The sequence below is a fragment of the Variovorax sp. V35 genome, assembly GCF_041154465.1.
In the GTDB taxonomy this organism is placed as follows: domain Bacteria; phylum Pseudomonadota; class Gammaproteobacteria; order Burkholderiales; family Burkholderiaceae_C; genus Variovorax; species Variovorax boronicumulans.
On sequence record NZ_AP028666.1, the window covers coordinates 6,788,467 to 6,802,672 of the forward strand.

Annotated in this window: 16 protein-coding genes; 8 read left to right on the plus strand and 8 right to left on the minus strand. The window is 68.7% G+C overall.

Translation table 11 applies throughout. The features are described from left to right. Positions 1–65: 65 nt before the first annotated feature. Positions 66–1,007 (minus strand): alpha/beta hydrolase, encoded by a 942-nt coding sequence (locus ACAM42_RS31390; protein ID WP_369630474.1) that lies wholly within the window; start codon positions 1,005–1,007, stop codon positions 66–68. A 189-nt stretch (positions 1,008–1,196) separates the two neighbouring features. Further along, positions 1,197–2,399, minus strand: a complete 1,203-nt coding sequence (gene purT, locus ACAM42_RS31395; protein ID WP_369630475.1) for a formate-dependent phosphoribosylglycinamide formyltransferase — start codon at positions 2,397–2,399, stop codon at positions 1,197–1,199. Between the two features lie 180 nt (positions 2,400–2,579). Between purT and ACAM42_RS31400 the strand changes: the two genes are divergently transcribed. From ACAM42_RS31400 to ACAM42_RS31410, 3 genes are read left to right on the plus strand one after another with little or no spacing between them, the layout of a single operon-like run. Then, positions 2,580–3,428: a 3-hydroxybutyryl-CoA dehydrogenase gene (locus ACAM42_RS31400; RefSeq protein WP_062478806.1), complete on the plus strand. Its 849-nt coding sequence runs from the start codon at positions 2,580–2,582 to the stop codon at positions 3,426–3,428. A gap of 37 nt (positions 3,429–3,465) precedes the next feature. Then, a complete protein-coding gene (locus ACAM42_RS31405; protein WP_369630476.1) occupies positions 3,466–4,287 on the plus strand; it encodes a crotonase/enoyl-CoA hydratase family protein in 822 nt (273 codons plus the stop codon). Between the two features lie 47 nt (positions 4,288–4,334). Next, positions 4,335–5,693 (plus strand): serine hydrolase, encoded by a 1,359-nt coding sequence (locus ACAM42_RS31410; protein ID WP_307581838.1) that lies wholly within the window; start codon positions 4,335–4,337, stop codon positions 5,691–5,693. A 27-nt stretch (positions 5,694–5,720) separates the two neighbouring features. Here ACAM42_RS31410 and ACAM42_RS31415 read toward each other — a convergent pair whose 3' ends face one another. Continuing rightward, positions 5,721–6,506 carry a type III pantothenate kinase gene (locus tag ACAM42_RS31415; RefSeq protein WP_369630477.1) on the minus strand — a complete coding sequence of 262 codons (786 nt, stop codon included), beginning with the start codon at positions 6,504–6,506 and terminating at the stop codon, positions 5,721–5,723. 134 nt (positions 6,507–6,640) lie between these two features. Between ACAM42_RS31415 and lysM the strand changes: the two genes are divergently transcribed. Beyond that, positions 6,641–7,102 carry a peptidoglycan-binding protein LysM gene (gene lysM, locus ACAM42_RS31420; RefSeq protein WP_139700443.1) on the plus strand — a complete coding sequence of 154 codons (462 nt, stop codon included), beginning with the start codon at positions 6,641–6,643 and terminating at the stop codon, positions 7,100–7,102. A 19-nt stretch (positions 7,103–7,121) separates the two neighbouring features. Here lysM and ACAM42_RS31425 read toward each other — a convergent pair whose 3' ends face one another. Continuing rightward, positions 7,122–8,075, minus strand: coding sequence for an AraC family transcriptional regulator (locus ACAM42_RS31425; protein ID WP_369630478.1), 954 nt, complete (start codon positions 8,073–8,075; stop codon positions 7,122–7,124). 129 nt (positions 8,076–8,204) lie between these two features. Here ACAM42_RS31425 and ACAM42_RS31430 point away from each other — a divergent pair, with 129 nt between their 5' ends. Beyond that, a complete protein-coding gene (locus ACAM42_RS31430; protein WP_062478823.1) occupies positions 8,205–8,477 on the plus strand; it encodes a DUF4242 domain-containing protein in 273 nt (90 codons plus the stop codon). Positions 8,478–8,492: 15 nt separating this feature from the next. On the opposite strand, the gene ACAM42_RS31435 is transcribed toward ACAM42_RS31430, so the two are convergent. Continuing rightward, the gene (locus ACAM42_RS31435; protein WP_369630479.1) at positions 8,493–8,903 is read right to left on the minus strand and encodes a rhodanese-like domain-containing protein; all 411 of its coding nucleotides are present in this window, start codon (positions 8,901–8,903) and stop codon (positions 8,493–8,495) included. Positions 8,904–9,121: 218 nt separating this feature from the next. Between ACAM42_RS31435 and ACAM42_RS31440 the strand changes: the two genes are divergently transcribed. From ACAM42_RS31440 to ACAM42_RS31450, 3 genes are all read left to right on the plus strand, one after another. Then, the gene (locus ACAM42_RS31440) at positions 9,122–10,231 is read left to right on the plus strand and encodes a TRAP transporter substrate-binding protein (protein WP_070061869.1); all 1,110 of its coding nucleotides are present in this window, start codon (positions 9,122–9,124) and stop codon (positions 10,229–10,231) included. A gap of 127 nt (positions 10,232–10,358) precedes the next feature. Beyond that, the gene (locus ACAM42_RS31445; RefSeq protein WP_369630480.1) at positions 10,359–11,027 is read left to right on the plus strand and encodes a TRAP transporter small permease subunit; all 669 of its coding nucleotides are present in this window, start codon (positions 10,359–10,361) and stop codon (positions 11,025–11,027) included. Beyond that, on the plus strand, positions 11,024–12,961 hold the full coding sequence (locus ACAM42_RS31450; RefSeq protein WP_369630481.1) for a TRAP transporter large permease subunit: 1,938 nt from the start codon (positions 11,024–11,026) through the stop codon (positions 12,959–12,961). Before ACAM42_RS31445 ends, ACAM42_RS31450 begins: the two co-directional genes overlap by 4 nt. A 14-nt stretch (positions 12,962–12,975) precedes the next feature. On the opposite strand, the gene ACAM42_RS31455 is transcribed toward ACAM42_RS31450, so the two are convergent. From ACAM42_RS31455 to ACAM42_RS31465, 3 genes are read right to left on the minus strand one after another with little or no spacing between them, the layout of a single operon-like run. Next, a complete protein-coding gene (locus tag ACAM42_RS31455; RefSeq protein ID WP_369630482.1) occupies positions 12,976–13,416 on the minus strand; it encodes a DUF6691 family protein in 441 nt (146 codons plus the stop codon). A 15-nt stretch (positions 13,417–13,431) separates the two neighbouring features. Beyond that, a complete protein-coding gene (locus ACAM42_RS31460) occupies positions 13,432–13,869 on the minus strand; it encodes a YeeE/YedE family protein (RefSeq protein ID WP_369630483.1) in 438 nt (145 codons plus the stop codon). Between the two features lie 2 nt (positions 13,870–13,871). Continuing rightward, a complete protein-coding gene (locus ACAM42_RS31465) occupies positions 13,872–14,195 on the minus strand; it encodes a helix-turn-helix transcriptional regulator (RefSeq protein WP_062478840.1) in 324 nt (107 codons plus the stop codon). Positions 14,196–14,206: the final 11 nt, after the last annotated feature.

Here is a 14,206-nt window from a genome sequence, read left to right on the forward strand (position 1 = left end):
CCGCGTTCGCTGGATCGTAGCGGCGGGGGCCTTGCGCGCGGCATCCATTTGCGCGGGGACTTTCCCTAGGCCGGCGCGAACGCGCGGCGCAGTTCCGCCGCGCACAACGCGACGGCGGTGTGGGCCTCGTCGAGCACCTTGCCCATGGTGATGAAGCCATGGATCTGGCGCTCGAAGCACACGTAGTTCGCGCGGTTGCCGGCGGCCGTGAGCGCCTCGGCATACGCCGCGCCTTCGTCGCGCAGCGGGTCGTAGCCGGCCGTGAGCACGAGCGCCGGCGGCAGGCCCGCCAGGTCGGTGTGCAGCAGCGGCGAGGCGCGCCAGTCGAGGTCGTGCTTCGCGTCGGTGATGTAGTGGTCGTGGAAGTAGGTCATCGTGTCGCGCGTGAGCAGGTAGCCCTGCCCGTTCGCCTGGTGCGACGGATGGCCGCGGCGCATGTCGGTGGCCGGGTAGATCAGGAGCTGGAACACGATCGGCAGGTCGCCCGCATCGCGCGCGGCGATCGACGCCACGGCCGCGAGGTTGCCGCCCGCGCTGTCGCCGCCCACCGCGAGGCGGCTCGCATCGAGCCCCAGCGCGGCGGCCTCGCGGCGCACCCAGCGGGTGGCGGCGAGCACGTCGTCCACGGCGGTGGGAAAGCGGTGCTCCGGGCCCATGCGGTAGTCGACCGCGACCACCGCGCAGCCCGCGCCGTTGGCCAGCTCGCGGCACAGCACGTCGTGCGTGTCGAGGTCGCCGATGACCCAGCCGCCGCCGTGGTAGTACACCAGCACGGGCAGCGGGCCCGGGCCTGCGCCGAGCGGCTTGTACAGCCGCACCGCAATGGTGCCGTGCGGCCCGTCGGCGGCGAGGTCGCGCACCTCGGCGACCTCGGCCGGCAGCGGCTGCGTGGCGGTGCGGCGCTCGCGGTAGTAGGCCCGCGCGTCGGCGGGCGACAGGGTGTGGGTCGGCGGAATGCCGCGCGCTTCGATGAAATCCAGCAAGGCGCGCGCCTGGGGATGCAGCATGGTGTCTCCGGTGAATCGAACGGAGCGCTCAGTGTGGAGGGCGGGGCGCCTGCGGGGTATCCGCATGCACCCGCACCCGACCGGCGTCCTGGCGACAAGACCCGCACCATGCCCGCACCGCTGCGGGGTCGCTTGCGAAAACTGGCTACCGGGGCCCGGCTCGCGGGTTCACCCGGAGGGTTCGGTCGCTCAGGCCGTGCGGGGCTTCACGCGCGAGGCGGCTTCCTTGGCCAGCTTGCGGGCCGTGTCGGTGTCGGCCGCATGCACCAGCGCCACGCCCATGCGGCGCTTGACGAAGCTCTCGGGCTTGCCGAACAGGCGGATGTCGCTGCCGGGCACCTGCAGCGCCTCGGCCACGCCGTCGAAGGCGATGCCGGTGGCGTCCACGCCGCCGTAGATCACGGCGCTGGCGCCCGGGCTCTTGAGCGAGGTGTCGACCGGCAGGCCGAGGATGGCGCGCGCGTGCAGCTCGAACTCGTTCTGCCACTGCGTGGCCATGGTGACCATGCCGGTGTCGTGCGGGCGCGGGCTGACTTCGCTGAACCAGACCTCGTCGCCCTTCACGAACAGCTCGACGCCAAACAGGCCCTGGCCGCCCAGATCGGCCGTGACGGCCTGCGCGATCTGCTGCGCCTTCTGCAATGCGGCCGGCGCCATGGGGTGGGGCTGCCAGCTTTCCACGTAGTCGCCGCTGACCTGCACGTGGCCGATGGGGTCGCAGAACTTGGTTTCGACGGCGCCGGCCGCGTCCTTCGCGCGCACGGTCAGCAGCGTGATCTCGTAGTCGAAGTCGATGAAGCCCTCGACGATCACGCGGCCGTGGCTCACGCGGCCGCCGGCCATGGCGTGGTCCCAGGCCTTCTGCACGTCGGCCGGACCGTCGATCTTGCTCTGGCCCTTGCCGGAGCTGCTCATCACGGGCTTGACGATGCAGGGGTAGCCGATGCCCGCGTCGATGGCGGCCTGCAGCTCGGCCAGCGAGTCGCAGAACTTGTAGGGGCTGGTCGGCACGCCCAGCGTCTCGGCCGCCAGGCGGCGGATGCCTTCGCGGTCCATCGTGAGGCGAGCGGCGCGGGCCGTGGGAATGACGCGCACCACGCCCGCGTCTTCCAGCTGCTGCAGCATGGGCGTGGCGATGGCCTCGATCTCGGGCACCACCAGCGTGGGCTTCTCGGCCTCGATCAGCGCCTTGAGCTGGTCGGGGTCGCTCATGGTGATGGTGCGCGCGTGGTGCGCCACCTGCTGGCCGGGGGCGTTCTCGTAGCGGTCGACGGCGATGGTCTCGACGCCCAGGCGCTGCAGGGCGATCAGCACCTCCTTGCCGAGCTCGCCGGAGCCGAGCAGCATCACGCGGGTGGCGGAAGGGGACAGGGGAGTGCCGAGGGTGGTCATGCGAGGGCTCGAAAAAATGGGGTTGAAAACAATCGCAGCACTGTAAGCCACCCCGGGCCGGTGTCGCCCACGGGAACGGCGGCCCCTCCGGGCTGATTCACAATTGCCGCCATTGCGCGACGGCGGCCCCGCGCCCGCCTCGCCTGCGTTTTTCTTTTTTTGTTTCAAGGAGCATTTTTCATGACGATTCAGACTGTGGGCATCATCGGCGCCGGCACCATGGGCAACGGCATCGCCCAGGCCTGCGCGGTGTCGGGTGTCAACGTGGTGATGATCGACGTGGCCCAGGCCGCCGTCGACAAGGGCATCGCCACCATCTCGGGCAGCCTCGACCGCCTGATCAAGAAAGAAAAGCTCACGGCCGAGCAGAAGGCCGCGGCGCTGGCGCTGATCAAGGGCTCGACCGACTACAACGACCTGAAGGGCGCGCAGCTGGTCATCGAGGCCGCCACCGAGAACCACGCGCTCAAGCTCAAGATCCTCAAACAGGTGGACGAGCTGGTGGGCCCCGAGGTGATCATCGCGTCGAACACCTCGTCGATCTCGATCACGCAGCTGGCCGCCGCCACCTCGCGCGCCGACCGCTTTATCGGCATGCACTTCTTCAACCCGGTGCCGATGATGGCGCTGGTGGAGCTGATCCGCGGCTACCTCACGAGCGACGCCACGCACGACGCCGTGAAGGCGCTGGCCGAGAAGTTGGGCAAGTCGCCCATCACGGTGAAGAACGCGCCGGGCTTCGTGGTGAACCGCATCCTGGTGCCGATGATCAACGAGGCTTTCTTCGTGCTGGCCGAGGGCCTGGCCACGGCCGAGGACATCGACGCCGGCATGAAGCTGGGCTGCAACCAGCCCATCGGCCCGCTGGCGCTGGCCGACATGATCGGCCTGGACGTGTGCCTGGCCGTGATGGAGGTCTACCTGGAGCAGTTCGGCGATTCCAAGTACCGCCCCTGCCCGCTGCTCAAGGAAATGGTCGCCGCCGGCCAGTTGGGCCGTAAAACGGGCCGCGGCGTCTACACGTACTGATCCGGCATTCCATAAAAACAAGGAGACAAGCAACGCCATGACCGCCACCCCCACCCCCACCACCCCACCCGCCGAAGGCTGCATCGACACCCAGGTGCTCGACCACGTGCTGCTGATCGGCATCAACCGCCCCGCCAAGCGCAACGGCTGGACGCCGCCGATGTTCAAGCAGCTGGCCGAGGCCTACACGCGGCTGGACGACGACCCCAGCCTGCGCGTGGGCGTGCTGCATGCGTTCGGCGACCACTTCACGGCGGGCCTGGACCTGCCGGCGGTCACCGAGTACATGAAGCGCGGCGAGAAGGCGATTCCGGCCGGGCTGGTGGAGCCGCACGACTTCGGCCTGGAGGGCTACCGCCGCCGCACCAAGCCGATGGTCGCGGCCGTGAAGGGCATCTGCTTCACGGTGGGCATCGAGCTGATGCTGGGCGCCGACATCGTGGTGGCGGCCGACAACTGCCGCTTCTCGCAGATGGAAGTGCAGCGCGGCATCATGGCCACGGGCGGCGCCACGCTGCGCATGGCCGAGCGCGCGGGGCTGGGCAACGCGATGCTGCACCTGCTCACGGCCGACGAGTTCGGCAGCGCCGAGGCCTATCGCCTGAACTTCGTGCAGAAGGTGGTGCCGGCCGGCCAGGAGCTGGACGAAGCGCTGCAGATCGCGCAGCGCATCGCGGCCCAGGCGCCGCTGGCCGTGCAGGCCACGCGGCTCAACGTGCTCAAGGCGATCGAACACGGGCCGCTGGCGGCCGTGGCGGAGTTCATCGAGACGCAGAAACGCCTGTCGAACAGCGAGGACGCGGCCGAGGGCGTGCGCTCCTTCATCGAGCGCCGGCCTGCGCGTTTCAGCGGCCGCTGAGGCTGTTGATTTCCGTTCCGTTTCTGTCGTCCACTGGAGCCCGTTGCATGCCCTCTTCTTCTGTGTCGTCGTTTCTCTTCTTTCAACGCACGGCGCTGGCCGCCGCCTTCACCCTTCTTGCCGTGAACACCAGCCTCGCCCAGACCCCGCCGGCGCCCGCGCTGCCCGATCCCGCCGCCACCTCGGTCGAGGCGCTGGGCTGGATGCAGGGCTTTCCGCCGCCGCCCGACAAGCAGATCACCTTCGACAACCCGGTCGGCGGCGTGTACCCGCGCATCCGCTGGAGCTTCTCGCACGTGCGCGAGACGGTGCCCACGGCCAACGTGTGGCGCGGCCCCGGCGCCGCCAGCCCGCTGCCGGCGGCCAAGCCCCGCTTCGACATCGAGGCCGTGCGCTTCCAGCCCATGGGCGGCGGCGAGGCGCAGACCTTCGGCCAGATGATCGCGCGCACCTACACCGACGGCATCCTGGTGCTGCACCGCGGCCAGGTGGTCTACGAGAAGTACTTCGGCGCGCTCACGCCCGAGCGCCCGCACCTGGCGATGTCGGTCACCAAGTCCTTCGTGGGCACGCTGGCGGCCATCCTCGCGCAGGAAGGCACGCTCGACCCGTCGGCGCCGGTCACCAAGTACCTGCCCGAACTCAAGGACACGGCCTACGGCGACGCCACCGTGCGCCAGGTGATGGACATGACCATCGGCGTGCGCTACTCCGAGAACTACGCCGACCCGAAGGCCGAGGTCTGGGACTATGCGCGCGCCGGCGGCATGCTCACGCAGGGCGCCAACTACACGGGCCCGAAGTCGTTCTACGAATTCCTGGCCACGCTCAAGAAGGAAGGCACGCACGGCGATGCCTTTGCCTACAAGACGGTCAACGCCGAGGTGCTGGCCTGGATCGTGCGCCGCGCGTCCAACCGCTCGCTGGCCGACCTGCTGAGCGAGAAGATCTGGCGCCGCATCGGCGCCGAGCAGGACGCGTATTTCATGGTCGACCGCATCGGCACCGAGTCGGGCGGCGGCGGCCTGAACACCGTGCTGCGCGACATCGCGCGCTTCGGCGAGACGCTGCGCAACGGCGGTCGCGCGCCCAACGGGCAGCAGGCGATCGCCAAGGCGGTGGTCGACGACATCCAGCGCGGCGCCGACCCGGCCAAGTTCGCGAAGGCGGGCTATGCGCTGCTGCCGGGCTGGAGCTACCGGAACATGTGGTGGGTCTCGCACAACCCGCACGGCGCGTACATGGCGCGCGGCATCCACGGCCAGAGCATCTATGTCGATCCGAAGGCCGAGATGGTGATCGTGCGCTACGCCGCGCACCCGATCGCCGCCAACGCGGGCAACGACCCGCTCACCCTGCCCGCCTTCCAGGCCATGGGCGAGGCGCTGATGAAGCCTGAGCCCTGATGAGGCGGTGAGAAGAAGGAAGACGGGTCAGCCGGCCGCCGCCGGGGCCCGTGCCTTCGCGATGACGAGCAGGCCGTCCATGATCAGGCTCTCGACCAGTTCGAAGTCCCCGTTCATGGCGGGCGCCATCTTCCAGCCCGCGCCGCCGGTCATGAAGCAGGCCGGCTCGGCGCCGCAGTGCGAGCGCACGTGCTGCACCATGCGCTCGACCGCGCCCGCGATGGCGTAGGTGCCGCCGCTGGTCAGCGCGTCGCTGGTGTTGGTGGGAAATTCACGCACCTCGCCGGTGGGGACGTGCAGGCCCGCCGTGCCCGATTCGAGCGCGCGCAGCATGATGCCGTGGCCAGGCAGGATCAGGCCGCCCAGGAACTTGCCGCTGGCATCGATCGCCTCGACGGTGACGGCCGTGCCGATCAGCACCACCACCATCGGCCGCTCGGGCCCCTGCGACAGCATGCGGTGGCGCGCGCCGATCATGGCCACGAAGCGGTCGGCGCCCAGCCGCGTCGGATGGTCGTAGCCGTTGACGATGCCGGCCTCGCCCGCGCTCGACACCACCCAGCGCGGCGTGCAGTCGAAGCGCTCGGTGATCTGCTCTTCGGCGCGCCGCCGCAAGGTGTCGCCGGCCACGACGCAGCCCAGCATGGACCCGGGCGCCGGCAGGTCGGCCCAGGGGCCGTCGGCCAGCCGTTCGATGTGGTCGAGAAATTCGGCACCATGGGCCTGCAGTGCCGCGCCGGGGAAGGCCCCCTCGTAAAGCGCCCACTTGAGCCGGGTGTTGCCGATGTCGATGGCGAGGAAGGGGGAAGACATGCGCGCGATTATTGCGACTTTGTTGTTATTCCTGCTGGCGCCTCTTTGACAGTCGCGGCGCGGGCCTACGCGGAGCGTCCCGGTTCCGCCGCTACATTCGCCTTTTCCATCCACCACGGCACAAGGAGAACACCATGGGATTGCTCAGCTTCATCAAGGAAGCCGGTGAAAAACTGTTCGGCGGCTCGTCGGCCCAGGCCGCCACGCCCGATGCGAACACGGCAGCCGCCGCGGCCATCAAGACCTACATCGAGACCCAGAACCTCGGCCTCACCGGACTGGAAGTGACCTACACCGCCAGCAGCGGCGTCGTCACCCTCGCGGGCCAGGCGCCCTCGCAGGAAGCCAGCGAGAAAGCCGCGCTCGCCGCGGGCAACGTGGCCAACGTGACGAGCGTGGACAACAACCTCGTCGCCCCGGCCGCGCCGCCGGCCCAGTACCACGACGTGGTGCGCGGCGACACGCTCTCGGCCATCTCGAAGAAGTACTACGGCGACGCCAACAAGTACAACGTGATCTTCGAGGCGAACAAGCCGATGCTGTCGCACCCCGACAAGATCTATCCGGGACAGAAGCTGCGCATTCCGGCGCTCTGACCCCCGCAACGGCGCCTCGCTAGGCGCCGTTGTGCCGCCAGGCCCCTGGCGACACGCCGTACTCGCGCTTGAACGCGCGGTTGAAAGCGGCTTCCGATTCGTAGCCCACGCCTTCGGCGATGCGCGCCAGGTTGCCCTGGTCCTTGCGCAGCATGCCGGCGGCCAGGATCATGCGCCAGCGCGCCAGGTAGTGCATGGGCGGCGCGCCCACCAGTTCGGTGAAGCGGTCCGCCAGCACGCTGCGCGAGGTGTGGATTTCCTGCGCCAGTGCATCGACCGTCCAGTTGCGCGCGGGCTCGGCGTGCATCAGCGCCAGACAGCGGCTCACATAGGGGTCGCGCAGGCCCGCCAGCCAGCCGGGGTTGTTGGCGGGCATGGATTCGATGTAGCCGCGCAGCACTTCGGTGAACAGCACTTCCGCCACCTTGGCGGCCAGCATCTCCGAGCCGGGCGTGTGCGAAGCCGCGTCACCCAGGACGAAGTTGACCGACTGCTCGATCCACGGGCCTGCCGGCCTGCTGCGCAGCGGCGTGGTGAACAGGCGCGGGATGTTCGCCATGACGGGGTTGGGCGCGTCGCCTTCGTACGCGAACCAGCTGCAGACCAGCAAGGTGCGGTCGCCCTGGCCGCCGTAGCGCACACGCGCCAGCTCGGGCGCTCGCGGACTCACCACATGCGACATGTCCACCGCCGCATGCTGCAGGCCGCTGCCCAGCACATGCGAATCGCCATGCGGCGCGACGATCACGTCGCCGGCGTGCGCGCGCACCGGCGCCTCGCCTTCGACCTGGGCCCAGCATTCGCCTTGCAGCACGAGGTGGCAGATGGCCAGGCGCTGTGCGCCGGGCCTGAGCACCTGCGCGATGTCCGCGCCTCTGGGTACCTTGAAGCACCAGGGTGCATACATGTCCCCGTTCAGGAACAGCGCGCCCTCCAGGCGGATGGTCCGCAGCACGTCCGACAAGACATCCATGGTCACCTCCCGGCAAGCGAGGGCGGGGTTCCGGACAACAAGTCCGGCGAGACGGGCAATACAGGACGGCTTCGCGTCGGCACCATAGGTCCTGGTCGCCTTCGACCGATTCTAGACAGGAGTACCGCCATGCCCAAGTTCGTCATCGAGCGAGAGATCCCCGGCGCCGGCCAGTTCACCGCGGCGGACCTGAAAGCCATCTCGCAAAAATCCTGCGGCGTGCTCAGCAGCATGGGCACCGACATCCAGTGGATCCACAGCTACGTGAGCGACGACCGGATCTACTGCGTCTACCAGGCCACCGACGAGGCCCTCGTGCGCCGGCACGCGGAGCTCGGCGGCTTCCCGGCCAACCGCGTGGACCGGGTGTACAGCGTGATCGACCCGGCCACGGCCGAGTGAGGCGCGCGGCGCGCTCTAGTTCTGGCGCCAGGGCAGCCCGCGCTTGCGCCAGCCGCCGATCAATCCGCGGTGCCCGTTCTCGTCCGGGTTGCCCTCGAAGCCTTCGAGGATGTTGTAGGCCTGCGCGCCCAGCTCGGTCGCGCGCTTGGCCGCCGCGATCGAGCGCACGCCGCTGCGGCACAGCAGCACCAGCTTCTTGCCGCCCTCCGCGGCGGCACGCACGCCGTCGTCGAACGCCGGGTTGATCGCCATGCCCGGCCACTGCTTCCAGGCCAGCGGCACGGCGCCGGGCACGTAGCCGACCCACTCGCGCTCGGCGTCGGTGCGCACGTCCACCAGCACGGCCTCGCCGCTCGCCATCCACTGCGCCGCCTGCTCGGGCGTCACGTCGCCGGCGTAGCCTTTTTCTCCAACGGGTTCACTCATGGTTGCTTTCTCTCTCGAATCTCTAGGGTAAGCCCGGAGCCTTTGGCGGCTGCGGGCGATCGATCTGCACGCCGGATGATGGAATTTTTCACCGGTTCGTGAAAACCCTGTTTGTCACAAGGTGTGGCGCGCCAAAGATGGCGGTCGCGGCCAGTCGAAACCATAACGTGAAGACGACGGCCTGGGTGTTCCGGTCAGAGAACTATATGGAGAGACACATGACAGACAGCAAATCGCCCCGCCGCCGCAGCCTTCTCAAGGGCGCGGCGGTGGCCGCAGGCGCGATGTCCGCGCCGATGGTCAGCATGGCCCAAACCACGTCGCTGCGTTTCCAGAGCACCTGGCCGGCCAAGGACATCTTCCACGAGTACGCCAACGACTTCGCCAAGAAGGTGAACGACATGGCCGGCGGGCGCCTGAAGATCGAGGTGCTGCCCTCGGGCGCCGTCGTGCCCGCCTTCCAGCTGCTCGAAGCGGTGAACAAGGGCACGCTCGACGGCGGCCACGGCGTGGTGGCCTACCACTACGGCAAGAACTCGGCGCTGGCGCTGTGGGGTTCGGGCCCCGGCTTCGGCATGGACGCCAACACCGTGCTGGCCTGGCACAACTACGGCGGCGGCAAGGCGCTGCTCGACGAGATCTACAAGAGCCTGAACATGGAAGTGGTGTCGTACCTGTACGGCCCCATGCCCACGCAGCCGCTGGGCTGGTTCAAGAAGCCGGTGGCCAAGGTCGAGGACATGAAGGGCCTGAAGTTCCGCACCGTGGGCCTGGCCGTGGACATGTTCACCGAGATGGGCACCGCGGTGAACCCGCTGCCCGGCGGCGAGATCGTGCCCGCGCTGGACCGCGGCCTGATCGACGCGGCCGAGTTCAACAACGCCTCGAGCGACCGCGTGCTGGGCTTTCCCGACGTGGTGAAGAACTGCATGCTGCAAAGCTTTCACCAGTCGGGCGAGCAGTTCGAGGTGCTGTTCAACAAGGGCAAGTACGCCGCGATGCCGCAGGAGCTGCGTTCCATCATCGACTACGCCGTGCAGGCCGCCAGCGCCGACATGAGCTGGAAGGCGGTGCAGCGCAACTCGCAAGACTATGCCGACATGAAGAAGGCCGGCATCAAGTTCTACAAGACACCCGACGCCGTGCTGCGCGCGCAGCTCGCGGCCTGGGACAAGACGGTGGAAAAGAAAGCCGGCGAGAACCCGCTCTTCAAGAAGGTGCTGGAGTCGCAGCGCGTGTTCGCCGAGCGTGCGCTGCAGTGGCAGAACGACTATGGCGTCGACTTCAAGATGGCCTACAACCACTACTTCGGGAAAAAGAAGAGCTGATGCTTCCCGTCGGCGCGCACGTCGTTCCTGCGCGCGCCTTCCCCCCGCACAGGGGGCAACACCGGTGGCCCGGCATCGCCGGCTCCACGGTGTTCCATGAACGGGCCTCGCCCATGCTGCTGCCGCCATGACCATCCAACGCTTCCTCCACGCCGTCGACCGGTTCAGCATGGTCGTGGGCAAGACCTTCTCGTGGCTCATCGTCGCGCTGATGCTGCTGGTGTGCGGCGAGGTGTTCAAGCGCTATGCGCTGAACGCGCCCACGGCCTGGATCTTCGATGCCAACAACATGCTGTACGGCACGCTGTTCATGATGGGTGGCGCCTACACGCTCTCGCAGGCCGGCCATGTGCGCGGCGATTTCTTCTACGGCAGCATGAAGCCGCGCACGCAGGCCGCGCTCGACCTCGTGCTGTTCGCGGTTTTCTTCCTGCCCGGCGTGGTGGCGCTCACCTGGTCGGGCTGGACCTACTTCGGTGAATCGCTCGCGATGCGTGAACAGACCTTCAACGCCGACCCGATTCCGGTGTACCCCTTCAAGTTCGTGATTCCCGTGGCCGGCGCGGTGCTGCTGGTGCAGGGCCTCGCCGAGATGGTGCGCTGCGTGCTGTGCCTGAAGACCGGCGTGTGGACGCCGCGCCTGAAAGACGCGGAAGAAATGGACGTGGTCGGCGACCAGCTCGCCAGCAGCAGCTACGTGAACGAGGCCGACAAGCGCGAGGTGATCGAAAAAGCCCACGCCATCGAACAGGCCGCGCAGCAGCGCAAGAGCGACACGACGGGAGGTGCCGCATGAGCGAACCGGCACTCGGCCTGCTGATGCTGGGCCTGATCGTCTTCGTGATCATGCTCGGCTTTCCCACGGCGTTCACGCTGATGGGCCTGGGCATGTTCTTCGGCTTCATCGCCTTCTACGACCCCGCCTCGCCCTGGCTCGACAACAAGGTCTTCGACCTGATGGTGCAGCGCGCCTTCGGCGCCATGACCAACGAGACGCTGCTGTCCATTCCGCTCTTCGTGCTCATGGGCTACGTGATGGAGCGCGGCGCGCTGGTCGACAAGATGTTCCACAGCGTGCAGCTCGCGTTCCGCCGCGTGCCGGGTTCGCTGGCGGTGACCACGCTCATCGTCTGCACCTTCTGGGGCATCGCGAGCGGTCTGGTGGGCGCGGTGGTGGTGCTGATGGGCGTGATCGCGATGCGCCCGATGCTCAACGCGGGCTACGACACGCGTCTGGCGGCTGGCGTGATCACGGCCGGCGGCACGCTGGGCATTCTCATTCCGCCCTCGGTGATGATCATCGTGTACGCGGCCGTGGCGGGGCAGTCGGTGGTCAAGCTGTATGCGGCGGCGATGTTCCCGGGCTTCTTCCTCGCCCTGCTGTACCTGATCTACGTGATCGGCTGGGCCGTGCTGCAACCGAAGGTGGCGCCCAAGATGCCGGTCGACCAGCAGCGTGCCCCCATCACGCCGTGGGTGGCCCACCTCGCGGCCAGCTACTCGCCGCGCATGCTGCCCGCGCTCGCCGCGGCCGTGGTGGCGCCGGGGCGTGCCCTGCGCGGCGCGGTCGAGGGCGTGCGCCTGAGCTGGTGGATGCTGCTGCGCGGCCTGCTGAGCGCACTGGTGCCGCTGGCGCTGGCCGCGGTCACGCTGGGCTCGGTGTGGTGGTACGTGACCATCTACTCGCAGAAGGACAACAACGCGGCCGCCCCGGTGGCCACGCAGCAGGCGACGCAGAAGACCGGCGAGCCCGCAGCCGCCGCGCCGGCTGCAGCCGAATCGTCCGGCACCGGTCTGGCCGAGCCGCCGAGCACCGACGAACCCGCGAACACCACCGAAGGCAGCGGCCTGCAGGAGCCCCCCGGCGGCGTCGAGGAACCTCCCGGCAGCGAGCCCGCCGCCGCCCCTGCCAGTGAGGGTGGCCTGCAGCAGCTGGGCGACGCGGTCGAGGCGCCCAAGACCGCCGCGGTGCCCGATGCCTTCTACACCGGCTTCTGGGTGGCCTGCCTCTTCACGCTCGCGCTGCTGGGCTGGTACTACTGGCGCATGGACGCGGAGCAGTTCGAAATTTTGCGCATGCTGGTGTCGTCGGTGATGCCGCTGGCCACGCTCACGCTGGTGGTGCTGGGCGTGATTTTGTTCGGCATCACCACCGCCACCGAGTCGGCGGCGGTCGGCGCGGCCGGCGCCTTCCTGATGGCGTGGCAGGCCGGCACGCTGAACTTCAAGAAGATCAAGGAGGCGGTGTTCCTCACGCTCAAGACCACCTCGATGGTCTGCTGGCTGTTCGTGGGCTCGGCGCTGTTCTCGGCGGTGTTCGCGCTGCTGGGCGGCCAGCGCATCGTCGAGGAGTGGGTGCTGAGCATGAACCTGTCGCCGCTGCAGTTCTTGCTGCTGTCGCAGGCGATCATCTTCGTGCTGGGCTGGCCGCTGGAGTGGACCGAGATCATCGTGATCTTCGTGCCCATCTTCCTGCCGCTGCTGGCGCACTTCCAGATCGATCCGCTGCTGTTCGGCGTGCTGGTGTTCGTGAACCTGCAGGCGGCGTTCCTGTCGCCGCCGGTGGCGATGTCGGCCTTCTACCTGAAGGGGGTGTCGCCGCCGCACGTGACGATCAACCAGATCTTCGCGGGGATGATGCCGTACATGCTGATCGTCATCCTGTGCATGGTGTTCATGTACATCTGGCCGGGGCTGACGCTGTGGCTGCCGCAGTACCTGTACGGCTGAACGCGCGCGCCTTCTCAGGCTGAGGCCGGGCGCCGCGCGAAGCGGCGGCGCTCGAGCAGCTCGAACAGGCCCATGCCCAGCAGCATGGCGCCCACGAAGACCAGCGCCTTGACCTCGCCCGTGCCGAGCGAGACCAGCGCAGGCCCGGGGCAGAAGCCCGCGATGCCCCAGCCGACACCGAACAGCAGGCTGCCACCGACCAGGCGGCGGTCGATGTGGCGCAGGCTGGGCAGCGTGAGCGGCCCGCCGAGCAGCGACGCCTTGCGACGGCCGGCCAGCAGGAAGCCGACGGTGCTCACCGCCACCGCGCCGGCCATCACGAAGGCGAGCGACGGGTCCCAGGCCCCGCCCACGTCAAGAAAACCCAGGATCTTGGCCGGGTTGGCCATGCCGGAGACGATGAGGCCGAGCCCGAAGACAAGGCCGGCGAGCAAGGAAGCAATGGCGGTCCACATGGCAGGTCTCCCGATTCAGAGGTTCAACAGGTGGCGCACCACGAACACCGTGGCGAACCCCGCGGCCATGAACGCCAGCGTGGCGACCAGCGAACGCGGCGAGCGCCGCGCCAGCCCGCACACGCCGTGGCCGCTGGTGCAGCCCGCGCCATAGCGCGTGCCCACGCCCACCAGCAGGCCGGCCAGCGCGAGCGTGCCGTAGCCCGCGTCGATCTGCGCCGCGGGCAGCACGGCGAAGAGCCCGTAGACGAGCGGCGCGCCGACCAGCCCGAGCACGAAGGCCGCGCGCCAGGCCATGTCGCCCTTCATGGGGCGCAGCAAGCCGCCCAGCACGCCGCTGACGCCGGCGATGCGCCCGTTGAGCAGCACGAACATCGCGGCGGAAAGTCCGATGAGCACGCCGCCGGCCAGTGCGGCCCAGGGCGTGAAATGAGGCCAGTCGATGGTGGGCATCTTCAGTTCTCCTTCGGGCAGTAGAGGCGGTACAGCACCGCCAGGATCTCGAGCAGGGCCGGGTCGGCCACGCGGTAGTAGATGTTCTTGCCCTCGCGGCGGGTGTCCACCACGCCTTCGGTGCGCAGCACCGACAGCTGCTGCGACAGGGTGGGCTGGCGGATGCCCAGCGTGCTCTCGAGGTCGCTCACGCACATCTCGCCCTGCGAGAGCTGGCACAGCAGCAGCAGCCGGGCCTCGTGGGCCAGCAGCTTGAGCACGGCGACGGCCTGGCCGGCGGCGCTGCGCAGCAGTTGGGGGTCGATGGCGTGGGTCGGGGTCTTCATGGGGGGATGAC